Raw genomic sequence first — 21662 nt, forward strand, 5'->3', positions numbered from 1 at the left:
GCCTGCGGTGATGAAACCGTCAGTTCCGACTCATGCGAGCGAGCCGGTAGACCTCGGCGATGCGCTGGCCGTCCCAGTGGTAGACGAGATACGCGGCATGCACGCAATGGCGAAGCAACGCCGTGCGAAACGCCGCAACGCACTCGCCGCCCGGATCCCGCACGCTCGGATAGAGCACGCCAGGAGCGCCCTCGTCGCGCAACTGCCGGCCAATACGCTGCCCTGCCGCATAGCTGTGCGGATCGACGATCGCCGGCATCTCGCGGCTGGCCTGTCGCAAATCGACTGCCTCGCCGCGAACCCCGACACGGTACAGGCGCATTTGCAATTGCATCGCGCGCTCCTGCGTCGCCTGAAGGAAAAGCGTGCTGTGGTAGACGGTTTCGGCGATCGCGGTGCGTTGCACGCGGGCGGCGTAGAACACCCCGTAAGTACCGTCGGCAAATCGGCTGCCGGCCGGGTTCAGGTGCGTGAGAGCGGCCATGATTGGCCCTGATCCGGGGCCATACAGGCGCTCTTGCGCAGGCACCCGGCCAATCTCGCCCAATTCGTCGCGCAGTCGCTCATTGGTCATGGCTTCGAGCGCGTAAAGCGCATCGAAGTCGTCGGCATCGGCGACCCGGTCGAACAGGTTCACCGCCGGATAGCGCGTAGGCACGACCCGGTAGCCGGGCCGCCATTCGATCAATACGCGTGGATAGGTCATGCCCATCCGCCGCGCGCGGCGTCGAGATACTGTCGCACGACGAACAAATCGCTGACATTGCCGCTGAGCATGCGATCGAGTGCGCTTCGACCGACGAACAGGGGCGCCGCATTGGATTTCTTCAGCCAGGCGTCGGCCGCCACAGGATCCGGCAGGAGAATCTGCAGCGCTTTGTAGATCCCCAGCAGGTAGGAAAGACGCTCGAGCGTGTCGTGGCCCAGTTGCGCCTTGTCTGGCGCGGCACGCCATTTGAAAAATGTCGAACGGCCGGGCGAGCCCAGCAGCACGATTTGCTGCTCGGTCGACAGCGCCCAGTCACGAGCAATATTGAAAAAAGCGCGCAAGCCCGCCGCGGACATGGCCTTGAGATCGGGCTGCGCGCGGTTCGGCGGGTTTGCTTGCGGTCGCGGCATGACGAGAATTTATCCATAAATAGACTATGAGTCCATTTTAGGACGAAATTGCCGTTATTGCCAAAAACCAATCACAAGGGCGGCAGTTGGATCGCCGTCAACTTCCAGTCGAACAGTCCCTGGCGCGTCATGGTGAACAGCACCGGCTTGTCGGGCTGGCCACGGCGATAGACGCGAATCACGAAATGACTGAAATCCTCATAACCGGCCGTCAAATTCGCGCGCTGATTGTCGCTTGCGCCCGCCTCGGACAACGCCGGGGCCGGTGCGGCGGGTTGCGCGGATGTACCTGGCGGGACGGAAGCTGTCGGCGGCGGCACCGTCGCAGGCGGGTTGCCTGGCGATTCCAGCGGCGATACGGTCTCGCCGCGCATCAGCGCGGCGATGCTTTGCGGCGTCAACAAAGCCTCGACCATGCGGTCGGAGACCCAGCCGCCCAACGCCAAGGCAAAACCCTCGAGCGGATTCTGCGACCGGCGATTCATTTGCTGGCGCAGCGACTCGCGTAATGAGGTTTTCAGACTGTCCTGCACCTGCGGGAAGTCGACATAAGCGGACAATGTTGTCGCGTCGTGCTGGTCTGCGGCGCGCTTGATGCGTTCGAGCGCCCAATACGGGGATATGGCCACGGCTGCGGCGAACGCCAGGATCGCCGCGAGAACGGCACCTGTCCAGATTTTCTTACGCATGGATATGTCACCGGTAAAGAAGATAGCCGATGTCGATCTTAACTCAGGCTGCCTGGCGCGATCGCCCGGCGGCGATCGATTTACACAGAATTACAAAGTTTTACAGTACCGCGCGCGCCACTCTCCTAGGCTGGAGACAAAGAGAAAAGAATGACGAACCGTATTTGCCGCTTCCTGGACCATTCATGAGTCATGCCTTATCAATGCACGTTGTCGCGTTTGCGGCACTGCTTTGCAGTCTCGGGACGGCGCCGATCACCGTACTGGCCAGCGGCGAATCGACGGTCGCCGCGAGCAGCAGATACACGCCGGCGCACTACCCTGGCGGCCCGGCCTTTCTGGCTGGCGGCACGGCGCCGGCACACGCCGGCGCGCAACACGAGTTCAGGCCGCACGGCGACTTGCGAGCCGATATCTATCGTCACTTGCAGGACCACGAGCAAGCCGCGCAGTCAAAACAGGCGCCGGGCAAAAGGCCGTCATCGCGCGCCGGCAGCCGCAGGACAGCCCCTAGGTGAGCCCCTAGGTGAGCCCGGTGTCGACCACTCGCCGGGGAGCTTCGAGATACTCGCTGGACTGCATTTCCATCAAACGCGAAACGGTTCGGGTGAACTCGTTGGCCAGCGTGCCTTCGGGGTAAAGTTGCTCGGCGGGCACCGCCGCCGAGATCAACAGCTTGACCTTGTGGTCGTAAAACACGTCGACCAGCCAGGTAAAGCGACGCGCCTCGGACGCCATGCGCGGCGTCATTTGAGGCACCCCCGACAGGATCACGGTATGGAAGCGATTGGCGAGTTCCAGATAGTCGTTCTGCGAGCGCGGCCCGCCACACAGGGTCTGGAAATCGAACCAAACGACGCCGCCCGCGCGGCGCAACGCGCGCAACTCGCGTTGCTCGATATGCAACAGCGGGCTCTCGTCGGGCACTTCGGCCAAATGCGTGAAGGCCGCGCGTAGCGCCTTGTCGGCCGCCGCGCCCAGCGGCGTGTGATAGACCTCAACTTGCGACAGCGTCCGTTGCCGATAGTCGACGCCAGCGTCCACATTAAGAACATCGAGCTGCTCGTTGAGCAGGTCGATGGCCGGCAACAGCCGGTCGCGATGCAGCCCGTCGGGGTATAGCGTATCGGGCCGATAGTTGGACGTCATGACGAATTGCACGCCGTTTTTGAACAACTGGTCGAGCAGGCGATACAGGATCATCGCATCGGCCACGTCCGAGACATGGAATTCGTCGAAACAGATCAACCGGAAACGCTTGGCGATGCGGCGCGCCAGCTCGTCGAGCGGGTCGGCCTGGCCCTTGAGAATCAGCAGCTCGTGATGCACTTCCCGCATGAACTCGTGAAAATGCAGGCGCGTTTTGCGCTGCACCGGCACCACGGCATAGAAACTGTCCATCAGAAAGCTCTTGCCGCGCCCCACCCCGCCCCACATGTAGACGCCCTTGGGCAATTCGGGGCGGATGATCAGTTTTCGCAGCGTGCTGGAGCGGCGCGCCTTGTAGGCCGACCATTCATCATAGCAACGCTGCAGCCGATCGACCGCTCGCTGTTGCGCGGCATCGGGTTGGTAACCGCGCGCGGCCAATTCGTGCCGATAGTATTCCTGAACGTTCATGCCAGCGTTGGAAGGAGTAAAAATCAGGAAGGCGAAGCGGGTTGCCTCGCTTCGCCTTCCCAGGAGTGATGCGTCAGTTCGCGGCGGTCACATGTTCAACGCGCGCTTTTCGACTGCCAGCGCCGCTTCGCGCATGACTTCGGAGAGCGACGGATGCGGGTGACAGACGCGCCCGATATCTTCCGACGAGGCCTTGAACTCCATTGCAGCGACCGCTTCGGCGATCAGATCCGATGCGTTCAGACCAATGACGTGCACGCCGAGAATCTCGTCGGTGCTGGCATCCGCCAGCATCTTGACGAAGCCTTCCGGCGCGCCCATGCCGAGCGCGCGGCCGTTGGCCATGAAAGGAAACTGCCCGGTCTTGTAGGCGCGACCTTCCTGCTTGAGCTGCTGCTCGGTCTTGCCGACCCAGGCGATCTCGGGCGACGTGTAGATGACCCACGGAATGCAGTTGTAGTCGATGTGCGGCTTCTGGCCGGCGATCAGTTCGGCCACCATCACGCCCTCGTCTTCGGCCTTGTGCGCGAGCATCGGCCCGCGCACCACGTCGCCAATCGCGTACACATTGGGCAATTTGGTGCGGCAGTGCTCGTCGACGTCGATAAAGCCGCGCTCGTTCACTCCCAGGCCGATCGCTCCCAGGCCGAGATCGTCGGTATTCGGCACGCGGCCGATCGACACGATCAGGCGATCGACTTCGAGCGCTTGTTCCTTGCCGTCCTTGTCCGCATAGGCGAGGCTCACGCCCTTCTTGCTCGTCTTGACCTCGCCGATCTTCACGCCGAGCTGGATGTTCAGGCCTTGTTTGCCGAACAGCTTGGCCGCTTCCTTGGCAACCGTCTCGTCGACCGCGCCGAGGAATGCCGGCAGCGCTTCGAGAACTGTTACTTCGGCGCCCAGGCGGCGCCACACGGAGCCGAGTTCGAGACCGATCACGCCGGCGCCGATCACGCCGAGTTTCTTCGGCACGGTCGGAAAATTCAGTGCGCCTTCGTTGTCGCACACGAGGTCGTTATCGACCTTGATGTTCGGCAGATGACGCGCCTTCGAACCCGTGGCGATGATCACGTGCTTGCCGCTGATGGTCTCGCTACCCGCGTCACCGGTGACTTCGAGCTGATAGCCGCCGTCGGTCTTGGCGACGAATTTGCCGCTGCCCTTGAGCCAGGTGATCTTGTTCTTGCGGAACAGGAATTCGATCCCCTTGGTCATTTTGGTGACGATGCCGTCCTTGCGGGCAAGCATCTTCGCCACGTCGATCTTGGCGCCCTGCACGCTGATGCCGTGCTGGTCGGCGTGATGCTGAATCTTCTCGAATTCTTCGGACGACGCCAGCAGCGCCTTGGACGGAATGCAGCCGACGTTCAGGCACGTGCCGCCCAGGGCCAATTCCCCTTTCGGGTTCTTCCATTTTTCGATGCAGCCGACCGAGAACCCCAGTTGAGCTGCGCGAATCGCGGCGATATACCCGCCAGGGCCGGCACCGACGACGACGACGTCAAATTCTTTAGCCATTTGTCCAATAACACTCGCAAATTGAAACGCGTGAGACAGAGCGGACCCGGGCGCACGGCAACTGCCGCGCGCGCCCGGGCCTGCCGCGAATTACAGGTCGAGCAGCAGACGCGCCGGATCTTCCAGCGCTTCCTTCATCGCCACCAGGCCGAGCACCGCTTCGCGGCCATCGATGATACGGTGGTCGTAGCTCATCGCCAGATAGTTCATCGGCCGGATCACGATCTGGCCGTTTTCCACCACCGGGCGATCCTTGGTCGCGTGTACGCCGAGAATGGCCGACTGCGGCGGGTTGATGATCGGGGTCGAGAGCATCGAGCCGAACACGCCGCCGTTGGAAATGGAGAACGTCCCGCCGGTCAGCTCTTCGATCGAAAGCTTGCCGTCCTTGGCCTTGCTGCCGAACTCGGCGATTTTCTTTTCGATGTCAGCCAGGCTGAGCTGATCGGCGTTACGCAGGATCGGCACCACCAGGCCACGCGGCGATCCGACGGCGATACCGATGTCGAAGTAGCCGTGATAAATGATATCGGTGCCATCGACCGAGGCGTTGATGGCCGGATATTTCTTCAGCGCATGCACGGCCGCCTTGACGAAGAACGACATGAAACCCAGTTTCACGCCGTGCTCCTTCTCGAACTTGTCCTTGTATTTGTTGCGCAGTTCCATGACCGGCAACATGTTGACTTCGTTGAAGGTCGTCAGGATCGCGTTGGTCTGTTGCGATTGCAGCAGGCGCTCGGCAACCCGGGCGCGCAGGCGCGACATCGGCACGCGCTGTTCCGGACGGCCATCGAGCGTCGCATCTGCGCTCAGATTGGCGGTGACCTGCGGCAACGCCGGACGTGCGGCGGGCGCGGCAGCGGCCGGCTTGGCAGCGGCCGCCGGCTTGGCGCCGCTGGCCACGGCGCCAAGCACGTCGCCCTTGGTGATGCGACCGTCACGGCCGGACCCCGCCACCTGGGCCGCGGAGAGATTGTTTTCTGCCATCAGCTTGGCCGCGGCGGGCATCGCCACGCCGCTGGCGGCGCCGCCTGTGGCGGCGACCTGGGCCGGCTGCGCAGCCGGTGCCGCGGCAGGCGCGGCTTCAACCGGCTTGGCGGCGGCCGGAGCTACGGCCTGCGCCTTGCCTTCGCTGTCGATCCTGGCGATGACCTGGTCGCTGGTCACGGTGGCCCCGTCGGCCTCGACAATTTCGGCGAGCACGCCAGCCGACGGCGCCGGCACTTCCAGCACCACTTTGTCGGTTTCGATTTCGATCAGGATTTCATCAATGGCGACGGCTTCGCCAGGCTTTTTCTTCCACTGCATGAGGGTGGCTTCAGCGACCGATTCGGACAGCTGGGGGACTTTGACTTCTACGATTGACATTATTTATTCCTGAATACTTTACGAGTTCAATTGGTGGATAGCGAAGCGGCCGGTTTGACCCGACCGCTTCCTCACGTCATCACTGCACCAGCGTGGCGCCCTTGAGGCGGCCGAAAGCTGCTTCGAGCAAAGCCTTCTGCTGTTCGTAATGTTTCGCGTAATATCCCACCGCCGGGGACGCCGAAGCCGGCCGGCCGGCATAGGCCAGTTTCATGCCTTCTTTCATGCCTTCCATCAGGTGGTGCTCGATGTAGAACCAGGGACCCTGATTTTGCGGCTCGTCCTGGCACCACACCACTTCGGTGAGATTCTCGTATTTCTTCAACTCGTTCTCGAAGGCCTTGTGCGCGAACGGATACAGCTGTTCGATGCGAATGATCGCAACGTCCTTCGATTTGACTTCGCGGCGGTGGGCGATCAGGTCGTAGTACACGCGGCCCGAGCAGGCGATGACGCGTTTGACCTTCTTGGCATCGACGCCGGCATCGGTCTCGCCGATGATCGGCTGGAACGAGCCGGTGGCCAGTTCCGACAGATCGCTCACGGCTTCCTTGTGGCGCAGCAGCGATTTCGGCGTGAAGACGATCAGCGGCTTGCGGAACAGCCGGATCATCTGGCGGCGCAGCAGATGGAAAATCTGCGCCGGCGTGGTCGGCTGGCACACCTGCATGTTGGTTTCCGCGCACAGCTGCAGATAACGCTCGATGCGAGCCGATGAATGTTCCGGCCCCTGCCCTTCGTAACCGTGCGGCAACAGCATGGTCAGGCCCGACACGCGGCCCCATTTCACTTCACCGCTGGAGATGAACTGGTCGATCACCACTTGCGCGCCGTTGGCAAAGTCGCCGAACTGCGCCTCCCAGATCACCATCGTGTTCGGCTCGGCCGTCGAGTAGCCGTATTCAAAGCCCAGCACGGCCTCTTCGGACAGCACCGAATCGATCACGGTGAACTGCGCCTGGTTTTCGGAGATGTTTTGCAGCGGGATGTACGTGCCGTCGTTCCAGCGCTCGCGGTTCTGGTCGTGCAGCACCGCGTGACGGTGCGTGAACGTGCCGCGGCCGCTGTCCTGGCCGGTCAGGCGCACGCCATAACCGGATGACACCAGCGAGGCATACGCCAGATGCTCGCCCATGCCCCAGTCGAGCGCATGCTCGCCTCGGCCCATCGCGCGACGATCGTTGACGACCTTCTCGACCAGCGGATGCAGCTTGAAGTTTTCCGGCACCGTGGTGATGCGCTCGGCCAGGCGCTTGAGTTCGGCCAGCGGCACCGCTGTATCGGCGGCATCGGTCCACTTGCGGTTCAGGAACGGTACCCAGTCGACCGCGTATTTGCTCTTGTAGTTGGAGAGCACCGGGTCGATCGTATGATGACCTTCATCCATCGCCTTGCGGTACTGCTTGATGTACGCATCACCCTCTTCGGCCGTGATGACGCCCTGCGTGACCAGCTTTTCGGCGTACAGCGCACGCGTGCCGGGATGTTGGGCAATTTTCTTGTACATCAGCGGCTGGGTGACCGCCGGCGTGTCCTGCTCGTTGTGGCCGAGCTTGCGGAAGCAAACCACGTCGACCACGACGTCCTTCTTGAATTCCTGACGGAAATCCAGTGCCAGTTGCATCGCCAGCACCACGGCTTCCGGATCGTCGCCATTGACGTGCAGCACCGGCGCCTCGATCATCTTGACCACGTCCGAGCAATAGATGGTCGAGCGCGAATCGCGCGGATCGGAAGTCGTGAAGCCGATCTGATTGTTGATGATGATGTGCACCGTGCCATGCGTGCCGTAACCGCGCGTTTGCGCCAGGTTCAGCGTTTCCATCACCACGCCCTGTCCGGCGAACGCGGCGTCGCCGTGCACCTGCACCGGCAGCACTTGCGAGCCTTCGACGTCGCCGCGGCGTTCCATGCGCGCCTTGGCCGATCCTTCGACCACCGGATTGACGATTTCCAGGTGCGACGGATTGAACGCCAGCGACAGGTGAACCGGGCCGCCCGCGGTGGAGACGTCGCTCGAGAAGCCCTTGTGGTATTTGACGTCACCGGCCGGCAGGTCGTCGACGTGCTTGCCCTCGAACTCGGCGAACAGATCGGCGGGCATTTTGCCCAGCGTGTTGACCAGCACGTTCAGGCGGCCGCGGTGGGCCATGCCGATCACCATTTCCTGCACGCCGCGCTCGCCGCCACGGCGAACCAGTTCATCCATCGCCGCAATGAAGCTCTCGCCGCCTTCGAGCGAGAAGCGCTTCTGACCAACGAACTTGGTGTGCAGATACCGCTCGAGCCCCTCGGCAGCGGTCAGGCGCTCGAGAATGTGCTTTTTCTTTTCGGCCGAGAAGTTCGGCGTGGCACGGATCGACTCCAGGCGCTCCTGCCACCAACGCTTCTGGGTCGGATCGCTGATATACATGTACTCGGCGCCGAGCGTGCCGCAGTAGGTGTCGCGCAATGCCTTGAGAATGTCGCGCAGGCTGGCCTGCTCGAACCCGAAATACGTGTTGGAGGCGGAGTACACCTCTTCCATATCGGCTTCGGTCAAATCGTAGAAGGCGGGCTCGAGTTCAGGCAGGTGCGGACGCTCCTGGCGCTTGAGCGGATCGAGATTGGCCCAGCGCGCGCCGAGGAACCGATAGGCGGCGATCAGCGACTGCACGTGCACCTGCTTGCGGGCCACGGCCATGTCGGTGGCACCCACACGCGGCAGAAATGCATTGGCCTTGGCGCGTTGCGCAAACGATTCGACGATTGGCGCGTGCGCCACATCGTTGGCGTTGGAACCGTCGACAGCGGGGACGTTTTGCAGCGCGTCGAAATACTCGCGCCAGTGATCCGGCACGGCTGCCGGGTTATCGAGGTACGACTCGTACAGCTCTTCTACGTACGGCGCGTTGCCGCCGAACAAGTACGAGTTCGCCTTGAACTGCTCCATCAAACTCATTTTGCGCTCACCTTTTTCTCGAGCTTCTCAAGAAATAGCGGGTTTAGAAACCTTCCGCGTCACGGCCTGACCGGGTAGCGGATTGCGGAATCAAGTGGTGCTTGGAAGGACCTTGGAATTCACGGCGGAGAGGATAGCACGATTCGAGACTAGAGAATGATCTGATTATGTCCCCTGGCCTCCGTCCCGTTTTCCGACAAAACCGCTTCTCTCCTCTCGCTGCGACTGATGAGGGTTTCGCCGCTCGCTTCCGCGGAAATCCCACAGTCATGGGCCGCTCGGGTAACGACTGATCCCCGGAAGGTCAATATGAAATTTAGATATAAAAATATTTATTTTTATTATTTTAATTTCTAACCCAACCCGATTATCGTGTCCGCTATCCCCTGCCAGCCCTCGCTGTCAGTCGCTTGCCCCCGGAGCACGCCCAAAAATGCAAGAGATTACGCCTTTATCGCCGCAGCAGGCCAATCTGCTGAATCAACTGGTGGACGGCCTCACCGTAGAACAATTGGCCTGGGTCAAAGGCTTTTTGGCCGGTATCAGCCGATCGGTCCGCCAGAGCGGCGCGCAGCCGGCTGTCGCGGCGGCCACCGCGAGCGCGCCGGGCGTGACAATCCTGTATGGATCTCAAACCGGCCACGCCCAGGAGATCGCCGAGCTCGCAAGGCAGAAGGTGCAGGCAGCCGGCTTCAAGGCGGACCTGTTCGCCATGGGTGACTACAAGCAGGCGCGTCTGAAAAACGACAAGCTGCTCCTGTTGGCGGTGAGCACCCAGGGTGAAGGCGACGCGCCGGACGATGCGCGCGACTTCTACGAATTCCTGCATGGCCCGAAGGCCCCGAAGCTCGAGGACTCGCGCTTCGCCGTACTGGGTCTGGGCGACTCCAGCTATGAAAAATTCTGCCAGGCCGGCAAGGATTTCGATGCTCGTCTGAACGCACTGGGCGCGCAGCGCCTGTTGCCGCGCGTAGACTGCGATGTCGATTACGACGCGCCGGCCGAGCGCTGGATCGACGACGTGCTGGCACAGTTGCGCAGCGTCGCTCCGATCGGCAACGCCGGCCATGGCGCCGCCGAATCAGCCGAACATCAGCTCGGTCTGGCGCTGGCCGCGGCCGCCACATCGCAATCCGCTGCGGGCAAGGCCGCCTACTCGCGCAAGCATCCGTTCCAGGCCACCGTACTCGAAAACGTCACGCTCAGCGGTCGTGGCTCGTCCAAGGAAGTGCATCACGTCGAACTGTCGCTCGAAGGTTCGGGCCTGACCTACGAACCGGGCGACGCGCTGGGCATCGTGCCGCAAAACGACGCCGCCCTGGCCGACGAACTGATCGCGACGCTCGAACTCGACCCAAGCGCAACAACCACGACCCACGACGGTACGATTGCCCTGCGCGAGGCGTTTCTGCATGCCTACGACATCACGACGCTGTCGCGCGCATTCCTGGAGAAATACGCGGCCCTGAGCGATGCCGGCGAGTTAAAGGCGCTGCTGCAGCCAGGAAACGAGAGCACGCTGCGCGAGTTTTTGCACGGCCGCGACGTGCTCGACGTGGTCAAGCGCTTCCCCGTGCGCAAACTCAAGGCCACCGAGTTCGTCGGCACGCTGCGCACCATGCAGCCGCGCCTGTATTCGATCGCATCGAGCCTGCAAGCCAATCCGGACGCAGTCCACATCACCGTCGGCGCGGTGCGCTACGAGAGTCACGGCCGGGCTCGCAAAGGCGTCGCCTCGACGTTCCTTGCCGATGTGGCGCAAGCCGGCCAGACGCTGCCTGTGTATATCGAACCCAACCGCAATTTCAAATTGCCGGCCGATCCGCGCGCACCGATCATCATGGTCGGCCCCGGCACCGGCATCGCGCCATTCCGCGCTTTCATCGAGGAGCGTCAGGTCAACGACGCGCCGGGCAAGAACTGGCTGTTTTTCGGTGACCGCAACTTCCGCAATGACTTCCTTTACCAGCGCGAATGGCAACGCTACGTCAAGGACGGCGTGCTCACCCGCATCGATCTGGCTTTCTCGCGCGATACCGAGGAAAAGGTATACGTCCAGCACCGCATGGCCGAACAAGGCAAGGCGCTGTACGAGTGGTTGCAGGAAGGCGCCTACCTCTATGTGTGCGGCGACGCCGAGCAAATGGCGCGCGACGTCAACGATACGCTGCATGAAATCGTGCGGCGCGAGGGCGGCATGTCGGCCGAGGCCGCGGCCGAGTATGTGAAGCAACTCCAGCGCGACAAGCGCTACCAGCGCGACGTTTATTAAAGTTTCCAATGACGCAAACCACGCCCCCCACTACCGCACGCTCCGAAGTCGAGAAAATCAAGGAGGCCAGCAACTACCTGCGCGGCACCATCGCCGCCGGGCTGGCCGACCCGCTGACCGGCTCGATCGCCGAGAAAGACACGCAGCTGCTGAAGTTTCACGGCTCCTATATGCAGGACGACCGTGACCTGCGCCTGGAGCGTCAAAGGCAGAAGCTCGAGCCCGCCTACCAGTTCATGATCCGCTTGCGCATGGCAGGCGGCGTCTGCACGCCCGCGCAGTGGCTCAAGCTCGACGATCTGGCGCGGCGCTACGGCGGCAACACGATCCGGCTGACGACCCGTCAAACCGTGCAGTACCACAATGTGCTCAAGCATCAGTTGCGCCCGCTGGTACGCGGCATCGACGAGGTGGCGATGACCAGCATCGCGGCCTGCGGTGATGTGAATCGCAATGTGCTGTCGAGCAGCAATCCGTTTCAATCTCCTGCGCATCAGGAGGTGACCGACTGGTGCCTGAAGATCGACCGTCATCTGCGCCCCCAAACCACCGCCTACCGCGAGATCTGGTTGGGCGAGAGGCGTCTGGGCGCGGGAGAAGAAGATCATGAGCCGATCTACGGCAAACTCTATTTGCCGCGCAAGTTCAAAATCGCCATTGCCATCCCGCCCAACAACGATGTCGATGTGTTCGCCAACGATCTTGGCTTTATCGCGATCATCGACGCCGCAGGCAAGCTGCAGGGTTTCAACGTCGCCATCGGTGGCGGCATGGGCATGACGCACGGCGACGCCGCGACCTACCCGCGCGCGGCGACCGTGATCGGCTATTGCCCGGCCGACAAGGTGGTGGAGGTGGCTGAAAACGTGCTCAAGGTGCAGCGCGATTTTGGCGACCGAAGCAACCGCAAGCATGCGCGCCTGAAGTACACGATCGACGATCGCAGCGTCGAATGGTATCGCGACGAGTTGAACCGCTATCTGGGCTGGTCGCTGGAAGCCGCCAGGCCTTATGCATTCACTACCAACGGCGATCAATACGGCTGGCTCAGGGGCAGCGACGAGCGCTGGTATCTGACGCTGTTTATCCAGAACGGACGAATCAAGGACTGGCACGACTACCCGTTGATGACGGCCCTGCGCGAGATCGCCAAGGTGCATTCGGGCGATTTCCGCATCACGGCGAATCAAAACCTCATCATCGGCGGTGTGACAGACGCGCAAAAGCCGCAGATCGAGGCATTGGCCAGGCAATATCGTCTGCTCGACGGGTCGCAACAAAGCGCCCTGCGCGTCAATTCGATGGCGTGCGTGGCGTTTCCGACCTGTGGCCTGGCGCTGGCCGAGAGCGAGCGCTACCTGCCGGAACTCGTCACGAAACTGGAAGACGTCATGCGCGAAGCGGGACTCGCCGACGATCCGATCACCATCCGCATGACCGGTTGCCCGAACGGCTGCGCCCGGCCGTATCTCGCCGAAATCGGCCTGGTCGGCCGCTCGCCCGGCAAGTACAACCTTTACCTGGGCGCGGGCTTTACCGGCGATCGCCTCAACAAGCTATACAAGGAATCGGTGGGCGAGGAGCAGATCCTCTCAGAACTCACGCCGATCATCCAGCGCTACGCCAAGGAGCGCGAGGGGGGCGAGAAATTCGGCGATTTCGTCGTGCGAAAAGGCTACGTCAAGGCAGTAATCGAGGCCAGCCGCGACTTTCACGGCTGATTCGAGCGGTCAACCGGCCCGCTAGAGGCCGGCGCCGCTCGACATTCTGTCCAAATGGTCCTTAACCGACGGCGTCGGTCGCCACAGTAGACAAATCAGTCGGTGGAACCCGCGTAGGGCACCATGCACTGCTTGACGGTCTGCTCGAAAGCACGCGGCAGCGTGCCCGGGTGGGCCTCGACATAAAGCAGTTCGCTGCCGCTGCCGGACGGCCGAACCTCCAGCACGGGATCGTACTGGGCCTTGTGGTCGGCGCCGACACCGCGATAGACCCGCACGGTCGGCACGCCGGAAGCCGCATAGGAAGTGCTCTCGACGTTCACGCCCAGCCGGCTCCAACCGTTATAGACACAATTGACGACCATGTAGGGGTCGGCCGCCGAATACTGATCCAGCAGGGCATGCCTGCCGTCGGACATGACACCGCTTCCCGTATTAAGAACTGCACATCCGGCCAGCAACGTCGCGGCCGCCATGATTACCATGCGTTTCATGCCTTGAGATTCCTTGCGAAAATTAGCACGATATTACCCGGTTCGCGTCCTCTCGGCACGCATAACATGGCGGCGCGCCGGGATGCCGCGGGCGTCAAACGCCAGGCCGCAGACCTTGACATGCGCCGCGCGCGGAGCGATCGTCGAACAATTCAGGCGATATGTCGTTATTTCCTCGATGCCGCGCGCCGTCGAAGTAAGCGTTAACGACCAGCGCCGCCGGCAACGTGGTATCTTGCGGGCTGGCAATTGTCGTGCGCCCCACTTACACCCCCCGTTTATCGTTGTTTATGGCTGCTCAATCTTCCTCTAAAGACCCCCGTCAACCCAAGCGCCGTGCACCGCTGTGGCTATGGATCATCGGACTGATCGCCGCAGCCGGCGCGACTGGCGCATTGCTGCTGGGCTACGTCATCACGGTGATGGAGCCGAATCTGCCGTCACTGAATGTCATCACCGACTATCGGCCGAAAATGCCTTTGCGCGTCTACACGGCCGACCACGTGCTGATCGGCGAATTCGGGCAGGAGCGCCGCAATGTCGTCCATATCCAGGACATCCCGCCCGTCATGAAAAATGCGGTGCTGGCGATCGAGGACTATCGCTTCTATGAGCACGGCGGAGTCGATTTCATCGGGATACTGCGCTCGGGGATCGCCGACGTCCTGCACGGCACCAAAGCCGAGGGCGCGAGTACCATCACCATGCAGGTCGCCCGCAATTTTTTCCTGTCACGCGAGAAGACCTTCACGCGCAAGCTCTATGAAATGATGCTGTCGTACAAGATCGAGTCTGCCCTGACCAAGGACCAGATTCTCGAGCTGTACATGAATCAGATCTACCTGGGCGAAGGCGCATACGGATTCGCCAGCGCCGCACGGACTTATTTCGGCGTCGACCTGAAGGATATTACGCTGGCCCAGGCGGCCATGCTGGCGGGGCTGCCCAAAGCGCCATCGGCCTACAATCCGATTGCCAATCCGCGCCGTGCCAAGATCCGTCAGGAGTACATCCTCAAGCGCATGCTGGATCTGCATTACATTTCGCAGGCGCAGTACGAACAGGCCATCAACGAAAAAATCCATTTGGTCAAGGCAGGCATGCAATTCGCGGTGCACGCCGGCTACGTGACCGAAATGGTTCGCCAGGCGATGTACGACAAATTCAAGGAAGCCGCCTACACGCGCGGCTTCAATGTCATCACGACCATCGACTCGAAAGATCAGGCTGCCGCCTACACCGCGGTGCGCGACGGCGTGCTGGCCTACGAGCGTCGCCACGGCTATCGCGGACCGGAGGGCCATATCGACCTTCCGGGCAATCCCGCCGATCAGCAGCAGGCGATAGACGATGCGCTGGCCGACCACCCCGCCAACGGCAATATGTTTGCCGCGGTGGTACTCAATGCGACGCACAGCAAAGTCACGGCCATGCCGTTGAGCGGCGTGGCCGTGAACATCGAGGGCGAGGGCCTGCGCTTTGCCGCATCAGCACTTAACCCGCGCCTGCCGGCCGACAAGCGCATCGGCCCGGGTTCGATCATCCGAATCATGCAAGATGGCAAGGGGCAATGGAGCATCACCCAGGTTCCCAAGGTCGAGGGCGCCCTGGTTGCGCTGTCGCCAAGCAACGGCGCGATTCGCGCGCTGGTGGGCGGCTTCGACTACAGCCAGAGTAAGTTCAATCGCGTCACCCAGGCCTGGCGGCAACCGGGCTCGTCGTTCAAGCCGTTTATTTTCTCCGCCGCGCTGGAAAAAGGCCTTGGCCCGGCGACCATCATCAACGATGCCCCGTTGAATCTGCCGCCCGATCAGACTGGCGGGAAATATTGGGATCCGAAGGATGATGACCAACCCGAAGGTCCCATGACAATGCGGGTCGGACTGGAAAAATCCAAGAACCTGGTGGCCATTCGGGTCTTGCACTATATCGGCACCAAGTATGCGCAGGATTACGTTACGTCGCGCTTCGGCTTCGATGTCGACAAGATCCCGCCTTATCTGCCGATGGCGCTGGGCGCGGGCGACGTCACACCGATGCAAATGGTCAATGCGTACGCGGTCTTCGCCAACGGCGGCTATCGAGTGAACCCCTACCTGATCAGCAAGGTGACCGACGCACAGGGCAACGTGATCGACCTCGCCGCGCCCACGACGGCCGGCGATAACGCCCCGCGCGTGCTCGACCCGGCCAACGCCTACATCATGGACAGCATGCTGCGCAGCGTCGCTCAGCATGGCACCGGCGCACGCAGCAACGTGCTCAAGCGCACCGATCTGGCCGGCAAGACGGGGACCACCAACGATGCCCGCGACGGATGGTTCGCCGGCTATCAGCATACGCAGGTGGCGGTGGCGTGGCTGGGCTACGATCAGCCCAAGCCGCTGGGCAGCCATGAGTTCGGCGCCGATGTGGCGCTGCCGATCTGGATCGATTACATGCGCACCGCGCTGCAGGGCGTGCCCAGCTATACCATGCCGATGCCGCCGACGGTGGCCAATATCGGCGGAGAGCTGTACTTCGCTGACAAAACGCCGGGTAACGGCTTCCTGGCCAGCATCAGCCTGGGTAACGGCAATGGCCTGGCCGCCGGCATGCCGGGGTCCGCGCCGGCGACGCCGATCGGCCCGAATTTCCCGGGCGGGCCGGCGACCGCGCCGTCGATGTCCGGCCAGGTGCCGAACGTCACGCCGGGCGAACGTCAGCAAATCCTGGACTTCTTCAAGAGCAGCAAGCCTTGAGTGCGACTTATCGACAGAGTCATGCACCCGTTCCACGACACGGCCCGCTTCTGGCGCAGCCCACTGTTGCCGGACACAGAACTGTTGTCGGCACAGTACTTTCGTCACGAGTTCGCGCCGCACTGGCATGAGGAATTCTCGATTCCGATCGTCGAGGCAGGCGCGCAAGGCTACCGGTACCGCGGCAAATATTTGATTGGCCGGCCAGGCGGCATCATGGCCATCAACCCGGGAGAAGTCCACACGGGCGAGCGAGCGGCGGACATCGGCTGGGCCTACCGCGCGTTCTATCCGTCGGCGGCGTTGATGCGGCGCATCGCTACCGATCTGGGCGGCAAACCGGCGGATGTGCCCTGGCTGCCCGACTGCGTCATCGAAGATGCGGAAGTCGCCACCAAACTGCTGCGCGCGCACCGTGCGATGGAGGCCGGCGCCGATCCGCTGGCGACCGAAACGCTGCTGATCGACGGCCTGAGCCAGCTCATCATGCGCCATGCGCTCAGCGTGCCGCGTCCGGCGGCGCTCCCCGCCGACCAAAGGCGGGTAGCGCACATGCAGGCGCGTCTGGCCGAACAGCTGGAAGAGCCCCTGGGCCTGAGCGAGCTGGCAGCGCAAGTCGGTCTCTCGCCTTATCACGCCACGAGGCTCTTTGCCCGCACCGTTGGCATGCCGCCGCACGCGTGGCGCAACCAATTGCGCCTGCAACGCGCGCGTGCGCTGTTGCGTCAGGGACTCTCGGTGGCCGACACCGCCGCTGCCACCGGTTTCGCCGACCAGAGCCACTTCACGCATAGCTTCAGGCGAAGCTACGGGGTACCCCCCGGGCATTGGCAAAAGGCGAGATGACGGCGTCTGCGCATGGCGCGCAAAAATCTACAAGTCGCCTACCGCCCGAGCACGCTAGTCTCCTGAGTTCAGGAGGACTCTTCGCATCATGGCAAGTCATTCGACACGAATTTCCCACTTTCTGGCTGGCGCGCGCGACACGTTGCCGATGCTCGTCGGCGCGGCGCCTTTCGGACTGATTTTCGGCGCGCTGGTCTCGGCCAGCCCGCTGGCGCTCTGGCAGGGTCAATTGATGTCGCTGCTGGTCTTCGCCGGCTCGAGCCAGTTCGTCGCCGTCGGCCTGGTGGCCGGCCAAACCGGCCTGCTGGTGATCTGGCTGACGACGTTCATCGTCAACTTGCGCCACGTGCTTTACGCGGCCACGCTGCAGCCCTATGTGCGCCATCTGCCGGCACGCTGGCGCTGGCCGCTGGGCTTCCTATTGACGGACGAGACGTTCGCGATCACCAGCGTGTATTACCAGCGACACCCGCAGGCGCCGCTTGGTCATTGGTATTTCCTTGGATCAGGGCTTGCCATGTACCTGAACTGGCAAGGCTGGACGCTGCTGGGGCTGCTGTTCGGCGCGGCTTTTCCCCGCCTGCAAACCCTCGGTCTGGATTTTGCGATGGTCGCTACCTTTATTGCCATCGTCGTGCCGCAATGCAAGCGCCTGCCATGGCTGGCCGCCGCACTGGCAGCCGGGGCAACCGCCTATGCCTGTCGCAACATGCCGTACAAACTCGGCTTGCTGGCCGCCGTACTGGTGGGCATCGTGGTTGGCATTGTCAGCTTGCATCACGAGCGACGGCGACAATCCAACGCCCAACAGGACGGCCGCCGCGCATCACCCAAGGAGACGACATGAATTACACCGTCATGATCACGGGCATGGCTATTGTCACGATCTTCATCAAGGCGGTCATTTTCGTGCTTGGCGATCGCGTGACCTTCCCGCCGCTGTTGCGCGAGGCATTGGCCTTCGTGCCAGTCACCGTTCTGACCGCGATTATCGTCCCGATGGTGCTGGCGCCGCATGGCCATGGATTGGAGCTGACCTGGCGCAATCCGCAACTGGTGGCCGCCTTGGCGGCCATCGCCGTGTGTGCCGTCACCCGCCATCAACTACTGACCATCGGCGTCGCCCTGGCGGTGTTTTTCGGCTGGCAATTTGGCGTGCTGTGAGCGCTGCGACGGCCAAACTCAGGCGTGCGCGTCGCCCAGTGATCCCGCATGATAGGCAGCGACGAATTCATCGAAGTCGCCCGTTTGCGTCCGCTCCAGCTCCGCCTGCTCCCGCAGCGAGGCAGTGGCCATGTCGACGAATTCTGCCTGCAAATCCGACGGCAGCGCACGTGAGCGGAAGTACTGCGCATGCTCACGCGTGCGCTGCATGGCGAAGTTGAGGAAAGCGCCCTGGGCGCTGCCGCCAGCGTCGCGCAGCGCCTCGAGCACATGGGCCGACGGCGTCAGCGACGCGTCGTCGAGCTTGGCTTGCTGCTCGGCCAGCGAGGCGCCGACGGCGCCATCGCCCCGCTGCGCGTCGAGTACGTCGGCCGCCAGGCGGATGCGGGCCAGCAATTCGTCGCCCCACTGGCGCAATGCAATGGCTTGCCCATCTCGTTGCAATTGGAGCCCGGGACGTCGCCCCTGTTTGACCACCTGCGCGAAATTGGCTTTGTTTTCCGCATGGGCCTGCGCCGATAGCAACGGGCTGTCATCGAGCGCGCAAAACAACAAGAACGCGTCCAGGAACCGCATCGTCGGCAGGCTCACGCCATGCGGTGCAAACGGATCGATATCGAGACAGCGCACCTCGACGTACTGCACCCCGCGGCGCTGCAACGCCTGCACGGGCCGCTCGCCGCTGTAGGTCACCCGTTTCGGACGGATGGTCGAGTAAAACTCGTTTTCGATTTGCAGCACGTTGGTGCTCAACTGCAGCCACTCACCGTCACGCTTGGTGCCGATGGCCTCGTAAGGGGGGTGCGGCAAACTGACCGCGCGCGTCAATCCCTCGATATAGCTTTGCAGACTATCGAAGCGCGGCGTGACATCGGCCTGGGCGCTGTTCTGATACCCCAGATCGCTCATGCGCAAGCTGGTTGCGTAAGGCAGAAACAGGGTGTGGTCATCGAATCGCTCCAGCCCGTGCGCCTTGCCCGCCACGAAACCGTCATACAGCGCTGGAGACGCACCGAACAAGTACATCAACAACCAGCTGTAGCGATGGAAGTTGCGGATCAGGGCGAGATAGCGCTCCGACTGAAAGTCCTGATCGGAGCCCCCCCCCTGCTCTGTAGCACGCAACAAATGCCAGACCGGTTCGGCGAGCGAAAAATTGTAGTGAATCCCGGCGATGCATTGCATTGCCTTGCCGTATCGCACCGCCAAGCCGCGACGGTAGACGTGCTTGAGGCGACCGATGTTCGATGTGCCATACCAGGCAATCGGAATCGTCGCCTCATCCGGCAGCGCACAGGGCATCGATTGGCTCCATAACATCTCTTCGCCCAGTTGACTGTAGGCAAAGCGATGGATCTCGTCGAGCCGTGCGAGAACGTCTTCGGCGTCATGCTGCGGCGGCGTAATGAATTCGAGCAGCGACTCCGAGTAATCGGTCGTGATCTGCGGATGCGTCAAGGCCGAGCCAAGCGCGCGCGGATGCGGGCTCAGGGCCAACCGCCCTTGCGCGTCGACCCGCAACGTTTCGCGCTCGATGCCCCGCAAGCCCTGGCTGAGCAACGGGCGGTGAGCCGCATCGTTCAATTTGGCCAACCAGCGCAGGTAGGATGTCGCTATCGAAGTATGTTGCGGCTTGTTGTCGGCTGGCATCCGCCTGCTCCTCCCCTTGGAAAGTGGCTTTACAAAGACTCGATGAATGGGGCCGCAAGACATGATTTGCGCTGGCGACCATATGTGCGCCAGAGCATAACTGAAAATCGGGATTGACGTCTGAGCGTGCCGCGCAGCCAGCGACGACGGGGTACGCTCATAGCCAGCAGGGTATATTTTGTGGCGCCCCGGGCGCGTAAGGCGAGGCTCGACATGCGCCGAAAATGAAAGCTGCCGCTCGGAACATCAAGCGATAGCGACGGCTGTTGACGATCTGGTCGCGGACGCAGTGCATGCAATGCGACCGGCACGAGCACGAGCACGAGCAACGGTAACGGAGCGAAGAAAAGCGGCGGCCGAACGCGTCACATCGACCAACCCGCGCCCCGCACCAACCGAATCGGCCATAGCTTCCGCCACGGCCAGCACTTGGCATCTCGAGGCAACCCCTACGGCAGCCACATGGCGACTATCGACGCCACCAGGAGCATGGCCAACACCCCGTTGAGGCAGCGCCATTGCCTTTCGCTATGCAGCAGGCGGGCGAGCGCCAGGCCTGCCATGCACCAGATGGAAAGGGATGCCATTGCAGCCACGGCAAACGAGATCCCGAGCAGTGCAGCAAGTCGCATCGGACCATGTGCGATGACGGCGAAAGAGGCTGCGGCGGCCAAGGTCATGGCCCACCCTTTGGGATTGTGCCAGAGCATCCAGACGCCGCCGGCAAAACCGATCGGATTGCGCAGTGCGGAGGTGGCATGCGGAGATGCATTACGTGCGATACGGGTGGCCAGCCAGACAAGATACAGCGAGCCGATCAACTTCAAGGCGAACTGCAGGGTCGGGCTTGCCTGCATGATCCCACCCAGGCCGGTGGCAGCGGCCGCAGCCATCGATCCCAGTCCGACGGCAATGCCCGCCATGTACGGCAGCGACCGACGATAGCCGAAGTGAGCCCCCGAGGCCACGGCCAAGGTGGTGGCGCCACCCGGTGTCACGGTGGCAACGATGACGAAAACAATCAATGGCAAGCAGTTTTGAAGCGACACGGCTCCCTCTTTTTTATATGCATAAGCCGTGTTTTACCTGCATATCTTGCATTACAGAAACGAATTTTTGTTATCGATAATATTAAAAATGTTAATGCATCACAGTCTGCGGCATTGCATTGCATAGCGTGTTCGTTGCCACGGAGGAACGTAAAGGCATGACGGCTGAGGGGGTGGGCTGATTTCCGAACTGCCGATTTTTGCCATCAGTCTTCACACACTTGCCGGCCAGTCATGCACGGCAGTCGCGTAGTTGCAGCGTTTTCTTCTGGATGGCTTTGCGCAAGGGGCCGACGCAGACATGATGCAGCAAACCAATACGCCGGATTCTATCGCCCTGAAAGCAAAACGCCTCGATTTCCAAATGAAATCAAGGCGCTGACATGAAACTGGTTGCGGGGGCTGGACTCGAACCAGCGACCTTCGGGTTATGAGCCCGACGAGCTGCCAACTGCTCCACCCCGCGG

At 62.1% G+C, this 21662-nt stretch carries 17 protein-coding genes and 1 tRNA gene; 7 read left to right on the forward strand and 11 right to left on the reverse strand.

All coding sequences use genetic code 11. The annotated features are described in order from the left end of the window. Positions 1–19: 19 nt before the first annotated feature. The 3 genes from EPN80_RS09605 to EPN80_RS09615 form a co-directional block, all read right to left on the reverse strand. Positions 20–706, reverse strand: coding sequence for an RES family NAD+ phosphorylase (locus EPN80_RS09605; protein ID WP_293026165.1), 687 nt, complete (start codon positions 704–706; stop codon positions 20–22). Next, on the reverse strand, positions 703–1119 hold the full coding sequence (locus EPN80_RS09610) for an MbcA/ParS/Xre antitoxin family protein (protein ID WP_293026167.1): 417 nt from the start codon (positions 1117–1119) through the stop codon (positions 703–705). The genes EPN80_RS09605 and EPN80_RS09610 overlap by 4 nt, the downstream gene beginning before the upstream one ends. Before the next feature lie 71 nt (positions 1120–1190). Then, positions 1191–1808 carry a DUF2939 domain-containing protein gene (locus EPN80_RS09615; RefSeq protein ID WP_293026169.1) on the reverse strand — a complete coding sequence of 206 codons (618 nt, stop codon included), beginning with the start codon at positions 1806–1808 and terminating at the stop codon, positions 1191–1193. 185 nt (positions 1809–1993) lie between these two features. On the opposite strand from EPN80_RS09615, the gene EPN80_RS09620 reads away from it, so the two are divergent. Beyond that, positions 1994–2326, forward strand: a complete 333-nt coding sequence (locus EPN80_RS09620) for a hypothetical protein (RefSeq protein WP_293026171.1) — start codon at positions 1994–1996, stop codon at positions 2324–2326. Positions 2327–2330: 4 nt separating this feature from the next. Here the strand turns inward: EPN80_RS09620 and zapE are convergent, their stop codons facing one another. The 4 genes from zapE to EPN80_RS09640 form a co-directional block, all read right to left on the reverse strand. After that, positions 2331–3428, reverse strand: coding sequence for a cell division protein ZapE (gene zapE / locus EPN80_RS09625; RefSeq protein WP_293026173.1), 1098 nt, complete (start codon positions 3426–3428; stop codon positions 2331–2333). 87 nt (positions 3429–3515) lie between these two features. After that, positions 3516–4946, reverse strand: coding sequence for a dihydrolipoyl dehydrogenase (gene lpdA / locus EPN80_RS09630; protein WP_293026175.1), 1431 nt, complete (start codon positions 4944–4946; stop codon positions 3516–3518). 90 nt (positions 4947–5036) lie between these two features. Further along, entirely contained in the window at positions 5037–6317 is a 1281-nt protein-coding gene (gene odhB, locus EPN80_RS09635) for a 2-oxoglutarate dehydrogenase complex dihydrolipoyllysine-residue succinyltransferase (protein WP_293026177.1), read from the reverse strand. Positions 6318–6396: 79 nt separating this feature from the next. Continuing rightward, the gene (locus EPN80_RS09640; protein ID WP_293026179.1) at positions 6397–9258 is read right to left on the reverse strand and encodes a 2-oxoglutarate dehydrogenase E1 component; all 2862 of its coding nucleotides are present in this window, start codon (positions 9256–9258) and stop codon (positions 6397–6399) included. Between the two features lie 433 nt (positions 9259–9691). Here EPN80_RS09640 and EPN80_RS09645 point away from each other — a divergent pair, with 433 nt between their 5' ends. After that, positions 9692–11530, forward strand: a complete 1839-nt coding sequence (locus EPN80_RS09645; RefSeq protein WP_293026181.1) for an assimilatory sulfite reductase (NADPH) flavoprotein subunit — start codon at positions 9692–9694, stop codon at positions 11528–11530. An 8-nt stretch (positions 11531–11538) separates the two neighbouring features. Next, complete coding sequence (locus EPN80_RS09650; RefSeq protein WP_293026183.1) at positions 11539–13251, forward strand: NADPH-dependent assimilatory sulfite reductase hemoprotein subunit; 1713 nt, start codon at positions 11539–11541, stop codon at positions 13249–13251. A gap of 95 nt (positions 13252–13346) precedes the next feature. Here EPN80_RS09650 and EPN80_RS09655 read toward each other — a convergent pair whose 3' ends face one another. Further along, entirely contained in the window at positions 13347–13745 is a 399-nt protein-coding gene (locus EPN80_RS09655; RefSeq protein ID WP_293026185.1) for a hypothetical protein, read from the reverse strand. Positions 13746–14167: 422 nt separating this feature from the next. Here EPN80_RS09655 and EPN80_RS09660 point away from each other — a divergent pair, with 422 nt between their 5' ends. The 4 genes from EPN80_RS09660 (at position 14168) to EPN80_RS09675 (ending at position 18496) form a co-directional block, all read left to right on the forward strand. Further along, positions 14168–16486 carry a penicillin-binding protein 1A gene (locus tag EPN80_RS09660; protein WP_293026572.1) on the forward strand — a complete coding sequence of 773 codons (2319 nt, stop codon included), beginning with the start codon at positions 14168–14170 and terminating at the stop codon, positions 16484–16486. 21 nt (positions 16487–16507) lie between these two features. Then, on the forward strand, positions 16508–17332 hold the full coding sequence (locus EPN80_RS09665) for an AraC family transcriptional regulator (protein ID WP_293026187.1): 825 nt from the start codon (positions 16508–16510) through the stop codon (positions 17330–17332). Positions 17333–17420: 88 nt separating this feature from the next. Beyond that, positions 17421–18179, forward strand: a complete 759-nt coding sequence (locus tag EPN80_RS09670; RefSeq protein ID WP_293026189.1) for an AzlC family ABC transporter permease — start codon at positions 17421–17423, stop codon at positions 18177–18179. Continuing rightward, complete coding sequence (locus EPN80_RS09675) at positions 18176–18496, forward strand: AzlD domain-containing protein (protein WP_293026191.1); 321 nt, start codon at positions 18176–18178, stop codon at positions 18494–18496. Before EPN80_RS09670 ends, EPN80_RS09675 begins: the two co-directional genes overlap by 4 nt. An 18-nt stretch (positions 18497–18514) precedes the next feature. Here EPN80_RS09675 and gshA read toward each other — a convergent pair whose 3' ends face one another. The 3 genes from gshA to EPN80_RS09690 all read right to left on the reverse strand — a co-directional run bounded on the left by gshA (position 18515) and on the right by EPN80_RS09690 (position 21661). Then, positions 18515–20146 carry a glutamate--cysteine ligase gene (gshA, locus tag EPN80_RS09680; RefSeq protein WP_293026193.1) on the reverse strand — a complete coding sequence of 544 codons (1632 nt, stop codon included), beginning with the start codon at positions 20144–20146 and terminating at the stop codon, positions 18515–18517. 449 nt (positions 20147–20595) lie between these two features. Continuing rightward, on the reverse strand, positions 20596–21195 hold the full coding sequence (locus EPN80_RS09685; protein WP_293026195.1) for a LysE family translocator: 600 nt from the start codon (positions 21193–21195) through the stop codon (positions 20596–20598). 390 nt (positions 21196–21585) lie between these two features. Then, a tRNA-Met gene (locus tag EPN80_RS09690) sits at positions 21586–21661 on the reverse strand. Between the last annotated feature and the right edge of the window lies 1 nt (position 21662).

The sequence above is a fragment of the Pandoraea sp. genome (assembly GCF_004297875.1).
Taxonomy (GTDB): domain Bacteria; phylum Pseudomonadota; class Gammaproteobacteria; order Burkholderiales; family Burkholderiaceae; genus Pandoraea.

What these genes read in the sequence shown, in the direction of transcription:
- EPN80_RS09605 (WP_293026165.1), bottom strand. Translation starts at nt 706, where the DNA reads ATGACCTATCCACGCGTATTGATCGAATGGCGGCCCGGCTACCGGGTC.
- EPN80_RS09610 (WP_293026167.1), bottom strand. Translation starts at nt 1,119, where the DNA reads ATGCCGCGACCGCAAGCAAACCCGCCGAACCGCGCGCAGCCCGATCTC.
- EPN80_RS09615 (WP_293026169.1), bottom strand. Translation starts at nt 1,808, where the DNA reads ATGCGTAAGAAAATCTGGACAGGTGCCGTTCTCGCGGCGATCCTGGCG.
- EPN80_RS09620 (WP_293026171.1), top strand. Translation starts at nt 1,994, where the DNA reads ATGAGTCATGCCTTATCAATGCACGTTGTCGCGTTTGCGGCACTGCTT.
- zapE (WP_293026173.1), bottom strand. Translation starts at nt 3,428, where the DNA reads ATGAACGTTCAGGAATACTATCGGCACGAATTGGCCGCGCGCGGTTAC.
- lpdA (WP_293026175.1), bottom strand. Translation starts at nt 4,946, where the DNA reads ATGGCTAAAGAATTTGACGTCGTCGTCGTCGGTGCCGGCCCTGGCGGG.
- odhB (WP_293026177.1), bottom strand. Translation starts at nt 6,317, where the DNA reads ATGTCAATCGTAGAAGTCAAAGTCCCCCAGCTGTCCGAATCGGTCGCT.
- EPN80_RS09640 (WP_293026179.1), bottom strand. Translation starts at nt 9,258, where the DNA reads ATGAGTTTGATGGAGCAGTTCAAGGCGAACTCGTACTTGTTCGGCGGC.
- EPN80_RS09645 (WP_293026181.1), top strand. Translation starts at nt 9,692, where the DNA reads ATGCAAGAGATTACGCCTTTATCGCCGCAGCAGGCCAATCTGCTGAAT.
- EPN80_RS09650 (WP_293026183.1), top strand. Translation starts at nt 11,539, where the DNA reads ATGACGCAAACCACGCCCCCCACTACCGCACGCTCCGAAGTCGAGAAA.
- EPN80_RS09655 (WP_293026185.1), bottom strand. Translation starts at nt 13,745, where the DNA reads ATGAAACGCATGGTAATCATGGCGGCCGCGACGTTGCTGGCCGGATGT.
- EPN80_RS09660 (WP_293026572.1), top strand. Translation starts at nt 14,168, where the DNA reads ATGGAGCCGAATCTGCCGTCACTGAATGTCATCACCGACTATCGGCCG.
- EPN80_RS09665 (WP_293026187.1), top strand. Translation starts at nt 16,508, where the DNA reads ATGCACCCGTTCCACGACACGGCCCGCTTCTGGCGCAGCCCACTGTTG.
- EPN80_RS09670 (WP_293026189.1), top strand. Translation starts at nt 17,421, where the DNA reads ATGGCAAGTCATTCGACACGAATTTCCCACTTTCTGGCTGGCGCGCGC.
- EPN80_RS09675 (WP_293026191.1), top strand. Translation starts at nt 18,176, where the DNA reads ATGAATTACACCGTCATGATCACGGGCATGGCTATTGTCACGATCTTC.
- gshA (WP_293026193.1), bottom strand. Translation starts at nt 20,146, where the DNA reads ATGCCAGCCGACAACAAGCCGCAACATACTTCGATAGCGACATCCTAC.